The 16,850-nt window shown below is 54.3% G+C and carries 15 protein-coding genes and 1 pseudogene; 15 read left to right on the top strand and 1 reads right to left on the bottom strand.

The window, feature by feature from the left end; genetic code table 11:
• Positions 1-10 precede the first annotated feature (10 nt).
• The 10 genes and pseudogenes from nadC (at position 11) to QQK25_RS07865 (ending at position 11,668) form a co-directional block, all read left to right on the top strand.
• Positions 11-886 (top strand): carboxylating nicotinate-nucleotide diphosphorylase, encoded by an 876-nt coding sequence (gene nadC, locus QQK25_RS07905; protein WP_284187455.1) that lies wholly within the window; start codon positions 11-13, stop codon positions 884-886.
• On the top strand, positions 883-1,854 hold the full coding sequence (locus QQK25_RS07900) for a PDR/VanB family oxidoreductase (RefSeq protein ID WP_284187454.1): 972 nt from the start codon (positions 883-885) through the stop codon (positions 1,852-1,854). Before nadC ends, QQK25_RS07900 begins: the two co-directional genes overlap by 4 nt.
• Positions 1,851-3,047: a Gfo/Idh/MocA family oxidoreductase gene (locus QQK25_RS07895; RefSeq protein WP_284187453.1), complete on the top strand. Its 1,197-nt coding sequence runs from the start codon at positions 1,851-1,853 to the stop codon at positions 3,045-3,047. Before QQK25_RS07900 ends, QQK25_RS07895 begins: the two co-directional genes overlap by 4 nt.
• Positions 3,048-3,077: 30 nt before the next feature.
• Entirely contained in the window at positions 3,078-3,584 is a 507-nt protein-coding gene (locus QQK25_RS07890) for a MarR family winged helix-turn-helix transcriptional regulator (protein WP_284187452.1), read from the top strand.
• 401 nt (positions 3,585-3,985) lie between these two features.
• A complete protein-coding gene (locus QQK25_RS07885) occupies positions 3,986-4,948 on the top strand; it encodes a DMT family transporter (RefSeq protein ID WP_284187451.1) in 963 nt (320 codons plus the stop codon).
• 108 nt (positions 4,949-5,056) lie between these two features.
• Positions 5,057-5,248, top strand: a pseudogene (locus QQK25_RS23605) (TSUP family transporter); the annotation flags it as partial.
• A 97-nt stretch (positions 5,249-5,345) separates the two neighbouring features.
• Positions 5,346-6,116, top strand: coding sequence for a TnsA endonuclease N-terminal domain-containing protein (locus tag QQK25_RS07880; RefSeq protein ID WP_284187450.1), 771 nt, complete (start codon positions 5,346-5,348; stop codon positions 6,114-6,116).
• A complete protein-coding gene (locus QQK25_RS07875; protein ID WP_284187449.1) occupies positions 6,104-8,308 on the top strand; it encodes a TnsB C-terminal domain-containing protein in 2,205 nt (734 codons plus the stop codon). Before QQK25_RS07880 ends, QQK25_RS07875 begins: the two co-directional genes overlap by 13 nt.
• Entirely contained in the window at positions 8,289-9,713 is a 1,425-nt protein-coding gene (locus QQK25_RS07870) for a TniB family NTP-binding protein (RefSeq protein ID WP_284187448.1), read from the top strand. The genes QQK25_RS07875 and QQK25_RS07870 overlap by 20 nt, the downstream gene beginning before the upstream one ends.
• Complete coding sequence (locus QQK25_RS07865; RefSeq protein WP_284187447.1) at positions 9,710-11,668, top strand: TnsD family Tn7-like transposition protein; 1,959 nt, start codon at positions 9,710-9,712, stop codon at positions 11,666-11,668. The genes QQK25_RS07870 and QQK25_RS07865 overlap by 4 nt, the downstream gene beginning before the upstream one ends.
• A 406-nt stretch (positions 11,669-12,074) precedes the next feature.
• Here QQK25_RS07865 and QQK25_RS07860 read toward each other — a convergent pair whose 3' ends face one another.
• Positions 12,075-14,285, bottom strand: coding sequence for a KAP family P-loop NTPase fold protein (locus QQK25_RS07860; RefSeq protein WP_284187446.1), 2,211 nt, complete (start codon positions 14,283-14,285; stop codon positions 12,075-12,077).
• A 286-nt stretch (positions 14,286-14,571) separates the two neighbouring features.
• Here QQK25_RS07860 and QQK25_RS07855 point away from each other — a divergent pair, with 286 nt between their 5' ends.
• The 5 genes from QQK25_RS07855 to QQK25_RS07835 all read left to right on the top strand — a co-directional run bounded on the left by QQK25_RS07855 (position 14,572) and on the right by QQK25_RS07835 (position 16,761).
• Positions 14,572-15,564, top strand: a complete 993-nt coding sequence (locus tag QQK25_RS07855) for a helix-turn-helix transcriptional regulator (protein WP_284187445.1) — start codon at positions 14,572-14,574, stop codon at positions 15,562-15,564.
• Positions 15,565-15,635: 71 nt separating this feature from the next.
• Positions 15,636-15,914, top strand: a complete 279-nt coding sequence (locus QQK25_RS07850; RefSeq protein ID WP_284187444.1) for a hypothetical protein — start codon at positions 15,636-15,638, stop codon at positions 15,912-15,914.
• A 17-nt stretch (positions 15,915-15,931) separates the two neighbouring features.
• The gene (locus QQK25_RS07845) at positions 15,932-16,111 is read left to right on the top strand and encodes a hypothetical protein (protein ID WP_284187443.1); all 180 of its coding nucleotides are present in this window, start codon (positions 15,932-15,934) and stop codon (positions 16,109-16,111) included.
• Positions 16,108-16,467, top strand: a complete 360-nt coding sequence (locus tag QQK25_RS07840; RefSeq protein ID WP_284187442.1) for a metal-dependent hydrolase — start codon at positions 16,108-16,110, stop codon at positions 16,465-16,467. Before QQK25_RS07845 ends, QQK25_RS07840 begins: the two co-directional genes overlap by 4 nt.
• Positions 16,468-16,479: 12 nt before the next feature.
• The gene (locus QQK25_RS07835) at positions 16,480-16,761 is read left to right on the top strand and encodes a hypothetical protein (protein WP_284187441.1); all 282 of its coding nucleotides are present in this window, start codon (positions 16,480-16,482) and stop codon (positions 16,759-16,761) included.
• The last annotated feature ends 89 nt before the right edge of the window (positions 16,762-16,850 follow it).

The following is a 16,850-nucleotide window of genomic DNA, read 5'->3' as shown; positions in this document are numbered from 1 at the left end:
AGGGGAATTAATGTACGAATTCAACGAAACATTCGAAGTCGCGCTGCGCCGTAACGTCCGGGATGCCCTGAGCGAGGACATCGGCCGATGTGACTGGACGGCGCAGCTGATCCCGGCCGGACAGCGTGCCCGCGGCCGGGTGACCGCCAAGGAGGCCGCGGTGATCTGTGGTCAGCCGTGGTTCGATGCCTGCGTCATGGCGCTCGATCCGCAGGCCGCGGTGACCTGGCATGTGGACGAAGGGCAGCGGGTCGAGTCGGGCACCGCAGTGTGCAGCATCAAAGCCGATGCCCGTGCATTGCTGAGCGCGGAGCGCACGGCGCTGAACTTCCTGCAGACTCTCTCGGCGGTCGCGACGCTGACCAGGCAGTACCTCGACGCCGTCGCCGGCCACTCGCCCAATCCCCGCGGCTGCGCCGTGCTGGATACGCGCAAGACGATGCCTGGCCTGCGCCAGGCCCAGAAATACGCAGTGCGCATCGGTGGTGGCCACAACCATCGCATGGCCCTGTGGGATGGCATCCTGATCAAGGAGAACCACATCGCCGCCGCCGGCTCGATCGGCGCCGCCCTAGTGGCGGCCCAGGCCTTGCAGGCCGGAGTCGGGATTCAGATCGAGGTCGAGACCCTGGAAGAACTCGATGAAGCCCTGGCGGCGGGCGCCAAAAGCGTGCTGCTTGACGATTTCAGGCTCGAAGACATGCACCGGGCCGTGGCCCGCAACCAGGGCCGGGCGCTACTCGAAGTTTCCGGCGGCGTCGACCTGCGGACGATCGCGGCTATCGCGGCAACCGGGGTGGATCGAATCTCGGTCGGAAAACTGACCAAGGACGTGCGTGCGGTCGACCTGTCGCTGCGCATCGATCCTCAAGGGGAAGCCCAATGAACATTCAAGTCCATGCCGACACCCAGATGCCGCTGCGCATAGTACGCATTCACGACGAGGCGGAAGGTATCCGTTCCTTCTACCTGGAGCAGCCTGACGGTACCGAACTGCCCCCCTTCACGCCGGGTGCGCACGTCAAGGTGCAAGTGCCGAACGGCATGCTCAGGAAGTATTCCCTGTGCAACGACCCGGCCCAACGGCATCAGTACGTCATTACCGTTAAACGGGACGGAGATGGCCGCGGCGGCTCGATCAGTCTGTTCGACGAGGCCGGCGCAGGCGACGTCCTGCCGACTTCGCTGCCCGATAACGCCTTCCCGCTGGTCGACAATGCCAAGGGCTACCTGTTCATCGCCGGCGGCATCGGCATCACTCCGATCCTGTCGATGATCCGCAGTTTCGGCGAATTGCCACCTGCGCCGTGGAAACTCGTCTACCTCACGCGCACCCCCGAGTCGACGGCCTTTCGCGAGCAGCTGAGTGCGCCGGAATTGAAGAAGCAAGTGCGGATCCACCATACCCACGGCGATCCGGCCAATGCCTTCGATTTATGGTCGGTCCTCGAGCGCCCGTTACCAGGTACCCATGTCTACTGCTGCGGTTCGCGCCGGCTGATGGACGAAGTGCGGGATATGACCGGTCACTGGTCGCCGCAGCTGATCCACTTCGAAAGCTTCGCTGAAGGCGGGCAGCAACGCCCCGAGGACAAGCCCTTCAACGTCACCCTGGCCCGCTCGGGACTCCGTTTCGAGGTGCCGGTGGGGAAGACGATTCTTGAGATGCTGCGCGAGCACGGTGGCAATACGCCTTCGTCCTGCGAAAGCGGCACCTGCGGCACCTGCCGTACGAAGCTGCTGGCCGGCGAGGCTGATCACCGGGACATGGTGCTGTTGCCGGAAGAGCTGGCGGGCCAGATCATGATCTGTGTTTCCCGGGCCAAGTCGGACGAACTGGTGCTCGACCTATGACGGATCGCGAACCCCTGCACATCGGCGTCGCCGGACTCGGCCGCGCCTTCACGCTGATGCTGCCGACCTTCCTGCAGGACCGGCGCATCCGCCTGGTCGCCGCCTGCGATCCGCGCGAAGCGGCGCGGGCGCAATTCGTCCGGGACTTCGCCGCGCCGGTCTATGACAGCGTCGAAGCCCTGGCCGCCGACCCGTCAGTGCAGGCCCTGTACCTGGCCAGTCCGCATCAGTTCCACGCCGAGCACACGAAACTCGCGGCCCGCCACGGCAAGCACGTACTGGTCGAAAAGCCCATGGCCCTGACGCTGCAGGAGTGCGACGAAATGATCGAGGCCTGCGAGCAGGCCGAGGTCTCCCTGATTGTCGGGCATTGCCACAGTTTCGATACGCCTTATCTGGCGGCGCGGCGGATCATAGACAGCGGCGAGCTCGGCGACGTTCGCATGATCCAGTCGATGAACTACACGGACTTCCTGTATCGCCCACGCCGGCCGGAAGAGCTTCGCACCGAAGAGGGAGGTGGCGTCGTCTTCAGCCAGGCCGCCCACCAGGTCGACGTGGTCCGCCTGCTTGCCGGCAGCCGGGCGGTCCGGGTGCGCGCAGTCCTAGGCCAATGGGACCCGGCCCGGCCGACCGAGGGCGCCTACACTGCGCTGCTGTGGTTCGAGAACGGTGCCTGCGCCGCGCTGACCTACAGCGGTTACGGCCACTTCGATTCGGACGAATGGTGCGGTTGGATCGGCGAGATGGGCAACGCCAAGAATCCGGCGGACTACGGCCAGGCCAGACGCCGTCTGCGCGACCCCCGCTGGCTGGCCGACGAAGCACGGCTCAAGGCCGAGGCGACTTATGGCGGGCCAGCGTACAAGCCCCCAATGCTTGGCGGGCCGACTCCGGCCCATCAGCATTTCGGGCCGTTGATCGTTTCGTGCGAGCGGGGCGATGTACGGCCCCAGCCGGACGCAGTCTGGGTCTATGGCGACAACGAACGCCGGCAGGTACCCCTGGCTTCGCCGAGCGTCCCGCGTTTCGAGGTGATCGACGAACTGGTTGCGGCCGTCGAGCAGGGGCGGACTCCACTGCACGATGGCCACTGGGCACGGGCCACGCTGGAAATCTGTTTGGCGATGCTTCAATCGGCTTGCGAACGGCGCGATGTAGAGGTCTTTGGCCGAGAAACAACCGTGCGATAATTTTCAATCATCAATTTACGGATTACTCATGTGGCAGGAAATTCTAATAAGCGCGACCAAGAAATTGCCGAGCGCGTATTGCGTCACTGGCACGAAGCGGTACCCAACGATCGTATGGCACACCTCGTCAAGGACGCATCGCGGGGATTCCTGCGAGCCCTTCAGGGACGATTGGCCCAGCACGATGTTCAACTCGGACACTGGAGTTTCCTGCGTATTCTGTGGGAACGCGACGGCCTGACGCAACGGGAGCTCACGATCGAAGCGGGGGTGATGGAACCCACGACCTTTACTGCGCTGAGGGCCATGGAAAAACTTGGCTACGTTTCTCTCGTGCAGCTGCCTGACAATCGAAAAAATTTGTTCGTCTACCTGACGCCGCGTGGCAAGAACCTTAAAAGCGTGCTGATTCCGTTGGCCGAGGAGGTCAATGCCATTGCCCTCGATGGCTTGTCGTCAGCCGACGTGGCGACCGTACGCCGTGCGTTGATTGTGATGATCAGCAATCTGGCACAGGATGCAGGAGCTGTGCTTTAAAAGTGGCAAGACTGGGACCGACGTGGTTTTGTTAATGGTATGGATTACCTCACTGACCGGGTAGTCCGGTGACTTAGTAAAGGTGCCCTCTGAGGCTTCCCTTGCTCGCAATAGTGGTTTCGGCGCTCCAAGCAATTTTTGATGTCATCAAGAATATAAGCGGTATTGAGGTCGTTTCGTTGGTCAGTCGTGACCTAGCAAGGATACGGAAAATTGCCAGCAGATATGGCATCGAGCATCTATCTCCACTCTTCGGCGTGAAGTAGCTCATGAGGCAGCACAGTGGATTTTCTAAGACGACGTGGGGCATATTATTTTGAAGAAAAGTCGTACTGCTGCGTTTGCAGGCACGAGACTTAGTTTCACAGTGCCGCAAAGTGATTATCTCAGGAAGTATTTCAATGGGTAGTTCCCATATTGGGCACATCCTCGCTGGTGTTGCGCTGTGTATGTTTGCGTCGAATGTCGTCGTCACGAAGCTTGCAACAGCTAGGCTTACGCTTGCTATAGGCTTCGTCGTCACCGTAATGGCGAACGTTCTTATATGTGCCTTGGCACTCTACTTGCACCTCACGTTACGTTCAGAGCCCTTAAAATGGAACTTACCTGGGCTCACGATGTTCTTGGTTGCCGGTATATTTTCAACCTACCTTGGCCGATTTTTCTTCTTTGAATCAATACATCGATTGGGTCCGACACGCGCGAGCGTTTTCCAGTTAAGCAGCCCTTTGTTCGCCGCAACCATAGGCTGGATAATGATTGGCGAAGAGCTTAAAAGTAATACCATTGTGGGAATGGTAGTTACCTTGTATGGAATTTATTTGGTTGGCCAAGGCAAGGCTCCTCACATGGTAAGTCCCACTGAAGCCATGAAGGTAACAACACCTCCAAACAGTTCGCTACGTATGCGCCTTCAAACCCTTGCGCAATCAGGCGTATTTCTTGGATTTGGAGGGTCAATTGCCTATGCGGTTAGCAACGTTATGAGGGCGTCTGCAATACATAATTGGAACGAACCAATACTGGGTGCGCTATTAGGCGCGTCAAGCGGACTGGCGCTACATGTAGTTACGAGTAGCGAAATGCGTAACCTAATGGGGGCGCTGAAGGCGTCCGACAAAAGGGGAATTGGTCTCTATCTCCTTAGCGGCGTACTAACGAGCGCCGGTCAAATTTTCGCTATTTCGTCAATGGCCTTCATTCCAGCGGCAGTGTCAGCTTTAATCACACTCTGCTCCCCGATTTTGGTATTGCCTGCAAGCTATTGGTTTTTGCAAAACAAGGAGGGTATAACGATCAAGTCAGTGCTTGGCGCGACACTTTCGCTTTGCGGTGCTGCGGCTGTAATTTGGAGCGATATATGAAGAATTTTGTATTAGTCATATACAGATATAGCGCTTGCCAATAAATACAGTTAATTGCACCGTTTCCTCACACTTCCTCGTTGATTCGGTCGATACGTACCACTCGCCTTTGTGGCCAGCCTAGGCTATTTATTTGCGGGCCTTGTCGACTGGGAGATGCTAGCAACCTTGTTGCTTGGCTCCATCCCTGGCGTACTGCTTGGAGCAAGCGTCGCACAAAGCACAACGGGGCGATGGCTACAGATATCACTTTCGGTGGTTCTGTTCTCAGCTGCCATCAAAATTATCCAGGCGACTTGAAACCAAGGCTATTACCTAGCACCGCATGAAAAGTCGAAACCCAACAGAAAAAGCAGTCCTTCGCTGGATAAAACAAGGATACGGCCAAGGATGGGGATTGGCCTACAAGCCGTTCTTCTACATCCGCGACGTTCCCTCCGATGGAAGATCCACGGCGCTGGAGGGTCTCAAAATCCCCAGGACACATCATTACTTTTCGGATGTCGAGTATCACTACCATCTACTAGCCGAATACTCGGACCTCGTGATCGAAATTCGAGAGCAATTTGCACTCCTCCCCTGCGAAGAAACCCGGCACATTGCGGTGAAGCTAGGAATCGATCATCCAATTTATTCCGCAACCGGCGCACAACGGGTTCTCACCTCAGATCTCGTACTTTCGGTGAGGCGAGGGGATGAAATCGTTCTGGTCGTGTTGTGCTGCAAGGTTGCAAGCGACGTCGATCCCTCAAATCCGGAGGCGACCCGCACCCTTGAGAAAGTCCTACTGGAAAAGGTTTACTGGGAAGCCCGAAATGCCGAGTGGCGACTGGTCACCGACAAAATACTCCCGGAGAACAAGGTTCACAATCTGGTGTTCTTCCGCGGCTGCATGGTTTCCCGTGAACGAGACTATTTGAACGGAAGGATGGCGGATTTTGTTCAAACAGCCCTCGCCATTTGGAGCGATTGCATTTCGCTCAACGATTTTTTGCTCACTGCATCGTTTCAGCTCGACCTAACCGGCGATGAGTGCTTCTGCCTGCTCGGCCGCTCAATCTGGACCAAATCTCTGCCAGTCGACCTAGACAGCGGCAAATTTGGTCATGAGTACCGACTTCCTCTCCTGAAGGCATTGGAGGCCCAGGAGGTGCCATGCTTCAGCTAAACGAAGTCCTCATGCCCGCGCCGGACCGGACGACATCCATCGACGGCATCGTCCGTGTTGTCGGCATTTCTCATGACGGAAAGACCGTTGGGCTAATTCAGCTTGACGTCTGGCCGCTCAAGGCTCCGTATCTCCTCCCGCTGGCGTCGATTGATCCAGATGAGGACGACAACGGGATCATCCGAGTCACTAAGTTCGACACCAATCTTCCGTTATCTAAAGACAAGCTCTCCGACAAAAAAAAGGAACGTCTGAAGGCTGTCAGTAAGCAGATGCAATCGACCATGGCTGATTTGAACATGGTCATGGACGCGGGTTACCGGAACAGGGAGTTTGAGCGCATTGCCAAGCGTGACTCGGTCAGCGTCCGGACGATTCAGCGCCAATTTTACGATTACCTTTGGGGCGGAATGGTCGAAATGGCCTTTCTCGGCCCCAAAAAAGCGCAGAGACCTGCCGTAACGCCGCAAAACCCTGGAACCCAGAAACGAGGCCCTAAACCCCGCAATACTGAAAAGGAAGACCGGGGCTCAGCGCCACTCAGCCAGGTCCGAGAGCAACTGATAAAAGGCGCAAAGAAATTCTATTTGAACGGTGCGTACACCGAAGCAGAGGCCTTTGTCCTCACCAAGAAAAAGTTCTTTTCCAACGGGAAAAAGGCGACTCGAGTATCGGGCAAGAAAGTCGAGCTCGATGATTTGCTGCTTCCTCCAAGCGAGCTTCCATCTCGACGGCAATTCCACTACATCATCACACTGCTGCGCGAAACCGAAGGAGATCGAGAGACAAAGCCTAGAGACGCGAAGCCCCGCAGGAAACGTACAGTTCGGCGCGGCCGTGCCAGAGATGGCGTTCCCGGACCGGGTTATAGATATGAGATTGATGCGACCCGTATTCAGATTCGGCTTGTCTCGCGGTACAACCCCGCTCAACTCATGCGAGAAGCGACGCTGTACATCATCATCGATGTCTGGTCGGGATCCATCGTCGGGTATGCCCTATCCCTAGAGCCCCCGAGCTGGTTTCTGGCGGCCAAAGCCCTTTACAACTGCTTCACACCGAAATCAAAGGTCTTCAAACGCCTTGAGCTCCCTTATGGCGACGAGGACTGGGTATCGCAGCATCTGCCAACTAGGTTGGCGGCCGATCGTGGAGAGTTCGTCAGCGACAAGGCAGGCGTAGTTCCCGAAATTGGGATTGAAGTCGAAATCATGCCGCCCATGTGCCCAGAGCGAAAGGGATCGGTAGAAGGAAAGTTCGAAAAGGTGAAGCATGGCGACAACTTCTATCTCAAACCGGGAAAACACAAAAAGAACCCGCAGCGTCGTGAGAAAGATGGAAAGAAGGAAGCAGCTTACACGTTAATGGAGTTGGAGCAGTTGATCGTCGAGATCATTCTCGACCTGAACAACGACCCTGTCCCTGTCGAGAATATACCTGCAGACGCTGTCAAAGCAGGTGTAGAAGCAATTACTTACGGTGGCCTATTCGCTTGGGGCCTAAAGAATCGGACCGGCTTTACCCGCGTGCTTCCTGACAAGGTTGCGGAGAACGAATTGATGCTTCGCGCTCAGGCAACTGTCACTCCAGAAGGAATTCGATATCAAAAGCAGACTTACGTTTCCAACGATCTTCTCGAATCCGGCCTGCTGGCGAAAGCTACAACTCAGGGGAATTTCCCCATCGATATCCGATATGACGATCTGGTTGGCGATCGTATACGGTACCTCGACCCACTCAAGCAGGACTGGGCAGATGCCCTCAACAACAACCCTGACGTCCTAAGACTTCACACCTCATTCTGGGAAATTGAACAGCAGCTTTTCAAGGCTGAAGACCTGCATAGCAAGGCCGAGGAAAACAATATCTCCAACAAACACGAGAAAGCATCAGCCATCAACAAGAGGGCTAGGGCCGCCGTTACCCGCGCAAAAGTTGCAAAGGCCACCACCAAGCAAAGCAACTCCAAGCAGGCCATCAACCAGAACACTGCCGTCGAGATTGCCGCAGACCGCTCAAAACGGCTCCTGGCGGAGCAGAAAAGCTTGGCAACTGCATTGGCGGTAAAGGCTACCCAGCCGGCACCGCACCTCGTACAAACTTCCTCCGCCTCTTCTGCCCAACCGGCCAAATCAGTAGGGCAGCGCGCCCTCGAACTCTTGAAGAAGAAAAATGCACCCTTGGATAAATAACCAACCAACGTACACGTCATACCCCCTGCCTGAGTTTTCAGGTAACCCCTTAATCGAAGCATTGGCGCAACTTCCGTATAACCAGGACGACGCCATCATGCGGCTATCATCCCTGCCAATTTTCGATGAGGGCGAGCGGAATTTGCCGGCAGCTATGCGGATGTTCTTGCCGGCTCGTCTTTCACGATTTCTGTTTCCGACAACCCAGCATGTTCGTTTTCTGAACCACCTCGCCATTCAGGTATTCGATGGGTATTCGACCCGAAATCCCATGAATGCGGCTGGCCAACAATACCTCCATCATGCAGCCACTCAGTCCTATTTTGTCCCCGTGATCGACCCCGGCACGGGTAGGCTATCGACCATTTCGATGGTGTGCGGCATCCCTGGGATTGGCAAATCCACACTTATTCGGGGATGCATGAGCATGCTTGGGAAACCCGTTATTCGCCACAGTTCCTATCGAGGTCAGGCATTCCCTGAAACCCAAATTCTCTACCTAATGAGAAATGTGCCTGATCAGTGTTCAGCCAAGGCGTTTTGCAAGGCATATGGGGATTACACCGACGCATTGCTCGGCATGCCGCTCTATGCAAAATTCTTCGCCGACAAATCCATGACGAGAACTCACTATCTCAGCGAATTGCGCAGAATAGTCGTCTCTCACCACGTCGGCGCACTGATTTTGGACTGCGTTGAGCACTTACTACTAGGTTCTCCAAAAGATGTTAGTGAATTCATCGCCATGCTGATCAACATGCGCGATGAGTTACGTGTGCCCATCATTCTGGTGGGCACACCTCGCGCCGCCGAGATTCTCAAATCCGACGTCAGTACATCACGTCGAATCGTTGAAGGGGGCTACCACGAACTGAAACGTCCTGAGTCGCCAGATGATCCAGACTTCTCGGCGTTGTGCGAAATTCTTTGGAGCTACCAGTGGGTCACAAAACCCACGGATTTCAGCGAGCCCATGAGAGACCTACTTTACGATCTGAGCCAAGGAATCACCGGAGTCATGATCACTCTGTTCATCGCTGCTCAAATCGAAGCTATTGACAGTGGTAAAGAGGAACTGACGAAGGACTTGATTAAGCAAGTCTATGACCAGCGGTTCAAACCCCTCCATTCGATTATTGATGCCCTGCGCACAGGAAAACAATCGATCATCTCCCAATACGACGACCTCTACCCCAAGGCATTTGATGGACTGAAAGTCGATCCATTACTAAGCCGTATTGAGGAAATCCATGCTCAGATGGCTGCGAATCAAGAGCGTTCTCTCGGCATCATGGACGCGGTCGAGAAAGCCGTGGTCAAAGAACGAAAAGAAAAGCTTGATGCTGCCACGCTGCTTCAAGCAGTAACAGCACCTGACACAGGACTGCCTCAAGCACTGCAATGAGCGACATGATCCATAACGTCCGGATGCCCTTCTTCCCGGTGCCAGCACCGGGGGAAACGGTCTTCTCCGTTGTAGGGCGATGTATCGAACGCCTTGGGATCGCAAATCAGCATTTGCTGCCCATACTCACCGGTCAGCGCCTGACTAAAACCTTGTTTTCGGCCTTGCCGGGGTATCTCGAAAGTATCTCCCGAGCAATGCCGCATGGGCACCCCTGGAACGACGTTCACGAGCTGGTCAGAAGCCACACGGCGCTGCCCTACTTCACTTACTTTCATACTGAAGATCAACGCCTCTTAAGCGCCAAACTGCTTGCTGCAGCAGACAATACTCAGCCGATATTGCTCAGCCTCGGGCTATCGACATACAGAATTCCTGTGCCGGCTCCTTCCGCGCGCTTCTGCTTAAGTTGTCTGCAAGAACAGTATCTCCAGCCAGGGCATTCCTATTTCCAGGTGGTACACCAGCTCCCTGGAGTTACCCATTGTTGGAAACACCAAGAACTCCTATCAGACGGCTGCGTCACCTGTGGGCACTATCCTCTTAGAGGGAAGAAACTGACGATGCCGGGGCAATGCCTTTGCAAATCTTTTGCGGCATCCAATCTTCAGAATGCCATTGCATCCACCGATTCAGCGTATTGGCTGGCCCACGAAAGTGAATATTTGCTGAATGCCGCAGACACTTCATTTGACCGACGTAACCGGCTGCGTGACGGCGTTCTCCGCGCAGGCTTCTGCCGCGGCTCGCTCGTTGATTACGATCTTTTGGCAAAAGGAATCGAGCTGCGTTTTGGGAACGAATTTCTGGGAAGTATCAATCATCCAGCCAGAGACCCCAGCGGCAAACCGTCCGCCTGGATCCGACGCAGCCTACCAATCAATCCTGACGGAAAGCGCCTCCCAACGATTGTTGGTCTACTGATTTTGGGGGCCGCCTTCGACTCCGTCGAGGCATTTGAAAACAACCATATCTCAGACAACCCGCGCAGCCTTGAAACAATAACATCGCCAACGCCTACCGCATCGACACCTCAATGGGCTTTGGGTCTCCGGGAATTGCTGATTAAACACGACCATCGGATTTCAGCGTGTGCCGAACATCTAAATCTATCGAGTTCAAAAGTAGCCATCGAGGCCCGCAATCAAGGAATCACTATTCCACTCTCGCCGGCGGCCATAGTTCGGATCGGAAAAGATCGTCTCGACAAAACCCGGGAACTACTGCGGCAAGGCGTGGAGAAAGACCAAATTCTCCGCAGCCAGGAAATCGGTGCCTGGACATTGCAGCTTATTGAACTAGATGACCTGAACCTCGCTGTTCATCACCGCAATGCCACAGAGATCAATCGGCGAGACTTCCACCGGAAACGTATTCAGGATTTTCTACAGGATCATCCGAGTACCACCCGGCAGACGATTAGCAACGAGCTAGCTGGTGCCTACGACTTCATGTTGAGTAAGGATCGGGAGTGGTTTTTTGAGAATGTACCTCAAGCCTCCCGGACTTCTGGCAGCGAGCGCCCGCAACGCAACGACTGGTCGGCAATCGACATATCGCTAGCCGAGGCTGTCCAAAAAGCTGCCATGGACATGCAAAACAGTGCAGAGCGACCGATACGCATCACCAAATCGATGCTGCTGAGCCGTCATCGAGCACTCCAGAAATACCACGCTGAGCCGGAACGCTTTCCAATAACCACGAGGGCACTCGAGGAACTTGCCGAAACGCCAGATCAATTTCTGGAGCGTAAAGTGACTTGGGGCGTTCGACGTTTGATCAGTTCTGGAATGGAAATATCGATGGATACTCTAAGGCGGGAAACAGCTATCTCCGATATCCGTTTGAAGCGACATAGCAGCATGGTTCGCCGCGTGCTCCTTGAGCAAGGTGCACGCGTTTCGGAAAAATCAATATTACATTCAATTATCGAGTGCTCGACAAGCTCTCCTTAGCCACTACTGCTCGCTGCAGGGATCATATCGGCTCCGCACTGCAGACACACAAAACGCTCCCCCTCCCCGTTTTGGATCGATGTAGCGGCCCGCATGCCTGTGAGCGTGACTTGCTCCCAGTGCTTAGAGTAGGGTTGATCGTTTTCTGAAGTCTTTTCTTCTCCTCGGTGCCCGTTGGGACAGACGAAGTGGCGATATGTACGCATCGTCATTTTGACTTTACCTCCTCATGTTCTGAGAGCATCAGGGATGACTACCATCCATCCGGCACATCAACAATAACACTGACATCTACCAAAATTCGAACACGGCATTGCCGTAAATTGAGGCTCAAAACAGCGATTGCTGTTTTTACAGCAATGAACGACAAAGGCGCTGACGCGGCAGCATCACATGCAGGGCATTCTCATCCCTCATCGTCGTCAATCCCCATGCGCAACATAAAGGCATCGGGATCCTTTCCCTTATTGAATAGCTTGTACTGCTTCTGGAAAATTGCGATTACCAACTCCTGAGTATCGGTTTGTCGCTCACCTTGGACTGACGGTACTAGGCGACCATCTACCTCTGCCAGGTCAATCAAGTCGGATAAAAATTTCAAACCGAGGGAATAAGAAACCCTACCGACTCGATCGCCAAACGTTGTGGTAGTCGATGACTGCAGGAAGTGCTCCAGGAAGGCTAGCAGATTCTTCCGATCCGGCATGATGTAATTGTCAATCCACTTCCGAGGGGCTTCGATCGAGCGCCAGTCACGCCACCGGACGAGCAAACTAACCATTTCGGGGGCTGCCAGAAGTTGCCCCCTGGTAGCCGCCAGTTCGATCCAATTGAGCGCAATTCCTTTCAGCTCGACCAGCGTTTCCGGTTTGATGGCTGTTAGCGTAGCAGCCGGACCGTAGGTAACCGGCTTCTGGTGGCATGCTTCTATCATGGAGATCGCCTCACACAGATAGGTCACGGCCTCGCCATCCTTGAAGGAGGAGATCAGTTCCGTATCTCTCTTGTCCTCAGGAACTCGCGAGAGTGCATGTTGCATCACCCACCCTAGCCGGACTGAGCTTGGGAGCGAAACGCCAACGTAGGATTCGTCGCCCTTTACGATTAGCTTGTCACCGATCTTCGCCAGCACGCGGAGCATATTGATGGCCCGGGCCGAATCGATCTCGCTTGTGTAGTCGCGGAAGTATTCGAGGTAATCGCGTGCTTTTGAGGAGCCGTCAGATCGCTTCATCTTCACTGCATCGAGCAATGTCGCCTCTGTCCTGTCCTGGTCTGCGAGGCCATCGATAAAGGAAATCATCGTATTGCGACTCAGCCTGTCAGCACCTACAGCGAATTGGAAGTAATTGGGGAACATTTCGGGAGCGGCAGCACGCCGCATTTTTCGCCATTCCGACTCGACCTCAGCTCCTCTCCCCATATCGTCCAAGCGAGGAAAAAGCCTCTCCATCATCGCTTGGATACCTGACCGGACCGACTCATCCAGTTTCGCCGCCCATGCTTGGTGGAATTCCCGTTCCTCTGTCCGCTCATGTGCCGTGAGTCCGCGTTGATCGCGGCCGGCAAACCATTGAACATTGTCCCGGATGGTTTCATACAGATCAGGCTGGTTGATCCGGAGGAACTCCAGAGCAAAAAAGTCGGTGATGTTCACCTCATCGCGCAGTACCGGGAAGGTTACGGCTAGTGCATTGACGTACCGCACAATGTCCCGGGGCTTGGTCAACTGGGGCGCCATCCCCTCCAAGAAAATGTTGCCCCAGTATGCCTGGTCGAAGAGTTGCATATCCGCCCCTACCAACAGCCTATTCAACTCACTGAACAATTTATGTTGAAGTTTTACGCGGTCGACCGCTGGCAGATGGAAGGGCACTTGGATGATTTTCTCCAGGTAGGCTTCGCCTCCCGCCTCCCCGTTTAGATCCATCGCCCCGGCCAAGGCATTGGCAACCACCTTACGATCAAAGGAGAGGAGATAGACAAGATTCGGGAAATCGGCCAAGGCCTTCACGACCTTGAACACCTCGCGAATCTCGGTAGGAGTCAGCCGGTCGATGTCGTCGATGATGCATACGACTCGATGATTGCCTTCACGCAGCGCTGTCGTGATTTCCGTCTTAAGTTTGGGAACGTCCTTCGGTTTCAGCTTGAAGAATTTGAGCAGGATGCCAATTGGCACATCGACCCATACATGCCCAGTGCTGAGAGCCACCGCCTTGCCTAGCGCCCCCGAGTATTCGGCCATCAGGTCGCCAGCTTTCTGGACATTGGAGGGGCCAAGCTTGAGCTTGGTGGATAACTGCGCCAAGAACTGTCCTGCCAGCTGGTTTTTATCGTCAAACCACCAGGGATTGAAGTCGATGACCAGCGGCTTCGAGCCACCTTTCTCCTCCTGCAGATAGTGCTTCACGAAGTTAAGGAGGGTGGATTTCCCCGTGCCCCAAGGTCCGTGGATGGCCATAACGAGGCCTTGAGGGCTTGGCGTTTTCACGACTGCAGTAGCGACCTGCTTGGCAAAGCCGACATAGCCGAATTCATCTGCGACAGGATCGCATAACGGAATATCGGAATGAATCCCGATAGTTGGCTCAAGGTTGTGTTCGATCTTGCTCATGGCAGGTCGCTCCTCAGGCAGGCCGTGGAGAATGATGAATAAGTACCCCGGGATGGTAACAAGAGTAGCTGAGAGTTGCTGGCCACTACTAGGCGTTTGCCGGTAACACCCACGATCCTGCCGAAGCGGAATTCATGGCCAAAGTCGGATTAAAGGAATAGCACGCCGAGCATTTGGCATCACCCTACTACCAAGGCTCAAACAGGCCAGAAAACAACAATCACATTATTACTTCAACATAATAAAATCGTGAGAACCATCCTTCATCCAGAAAGAGGCATTGGTAATGTCCAAGGTGAGTATTGAGCGTATTACGAAGATTGTTCGCTTCATTCGCCAGAGAGGGTCAGCTTCCATGGCATTCCTCAAGGAGAACTTGGAGGTGTCCGAAGCGACACTCAAGCGGGACTTCGCATTTCTTCAAGATCGCCTTGGATGTCCTCTTGAATGGGATAGATCGAAGCGCGGTTGGGTCATTAATGACGAATTAGCGGTTGGGGGAAAATTTGAGCTACCTGGAGTCTGGTTTGACTCTTCGGAAGTGGTTGCGCTCCTAACTATGCTTCACCTCGTAGAAGGCGTCCAACCAGGATTATTGGAGGACCATATTGCCCCACTTAAATCCAGACTTCGAAGCATGCTGGCCGAAGGAACGTCATCAGCTCGCCCAATCGAGAACAAAATCCGATTAATTCATTTTGCACCGCGCAGAGTTGAGACCAAGCATTTCCAACAAGTCTCCAGCGGACTGGTCGAAGGCAAACGCCTGCAATTGAAATATTGGAATCGGGAGCGAAAAGAAAGCTCGGATCGGACGATTTCCCCCCAGCAGCTCGTGCACTATCGGGAGAATTGGTTTCTTGACGCTTGGTGCCACCACAGAAATGCGCTTCGTTCGTTTTCGCTCGACGCGATGCTGTCTGTAAAAGTACTCGATGAGCCCGCCGTCGAAATAAGCGGCCAAGAAATGGAGGATCACTTCCGTAGTGGCTACGGCATTTTTGCCGGCACAGCCACGAAACAAGCCCAGTTGAAATTCACCCCAGAACGCGCTCAATGGGTGAGCAAGGAAACGTGGCATCACAATCAGCGGAGTGAACACACTGAAGATGGTAGCTACCTACTGGAGATTCCTTACTCCAACGATCAAGAGTTGATTATGGATTTGCTTCGCCACTGCCCTGAGGTCGAGGTAATTTCTCCACCGGAACTGAGAAAAAAGCTACGTGCCATGCTAAACGCAGCATTGGAAAAAAATTTTCTTCCCACCCCTCAGTAGGTCACTCCTTGAGCTAGTACCCCCGCAACAATGTCCTCACATTCGGAATTGTTTCTGACAAGGAGAAATGAATGAGGATTAATCTTGCACACCTTAGAGAGCGTGCCCAAAGTGGTGGCTGGATCAACTTTGCAGTCTTCGATGCTCGCTCATCATCCGGCTCATCAGACGACAACGCCAGTTTGCTCGCCCAACTGACGGCGAAAGCAAGAGGTGCGAATTTGCAGGTTGATCAGTCAGCCCTAGCATTTATGTCAGGCAGCCGAATTCAATTCTTTGGCAGCCCACCGTTGGTGGAGTACCTATCTAACAACGGCCTTCCCGGCTGGACACACACCATTGACGCCTAATCAGGAACGAATTCTAAATGGCCAAAAATCCTCCTATCGGTGACAACGCCCGCCGTGGCGCTGTTCGTGATCGCTCGCAGGTTTTCAACCCAGTCACCCAAACCTGGATCAAGCGAAATGCGGGGACTGGTCAGTTCATGGACCAGCAAGAAGATTGTGATCCCTTCAAAGGGATTCGTAAGGAGCACAAAAAGTGAACCGTACAACTCACCAGCTCATCGCTGGCGCTGCGGCCGGCATTTATTTGGCAAAACGCGAGACTGCAACTGGCACCACCACGATCAAACCACTACTGGGAAGCGCAGCTGCCGCGTTCTTCACGAATCTTCCAGATATTCTTGAGCCAGCGACCTCCCCGAATCATCGTGCAATTTTCCATAGCCTCGCATTCGCCGCACTCCTTGGTACCTGCTTGTACCAACTAAACCAATGGCAAACCGAGACTGAGTTGGAATCGCTGCTGAAGGGTGTAGGCATGCTTGCCGTATTGGCATACCTGATTCACCTCGCGCTTGACTTTACGACAGCCAAGTCCCTTCCGCTGATTGGATAGAGGGCCACAACGATGCGTGAAGCCTTGAATGAATTTCTGGTTGTGCTGGCCTACTCAACCAAGACCCAGCTTGCTGTGATCTTCGGACTGGCATTTTTTGTGGGCACAATGGTAGCGGGAGACTATTTCACCAGCCATCTGGAGATACACGGGATACTGGCCCCGCTAACCGATGTGGTTCGCGAAAAAATTGCCCATAGATATGACAAAGCTGCGTTGGCCAGCTTGGCTGGTTTTCTTCTTCTCGCCGTCAAATGCTACAAAAAAGACCGGAAGCGGCTCCTTCGCTTTTGAATGATCGCTCAATAAATCGACAGGAGTTCTGGCACCCCAGAGTGCCATCGGAATCCAATGCCAAATGAAAAAAAACAGATAACCAGCTA

This window comes from Zoogloea oryzae (genome assembly GCF_030161255.1).
In the GTDB taxonomy this organism is placed as follows: domain Bacteria; phylum Pseudomonadota; class Gammaproteobacteria; order Burkholderiales; family Rhodocyclaceae; genus Zoogloea; species Zoogloea oryzae.
This window is presented reverse-complemented; position numbering and strand designations above follow the sequence as displayed.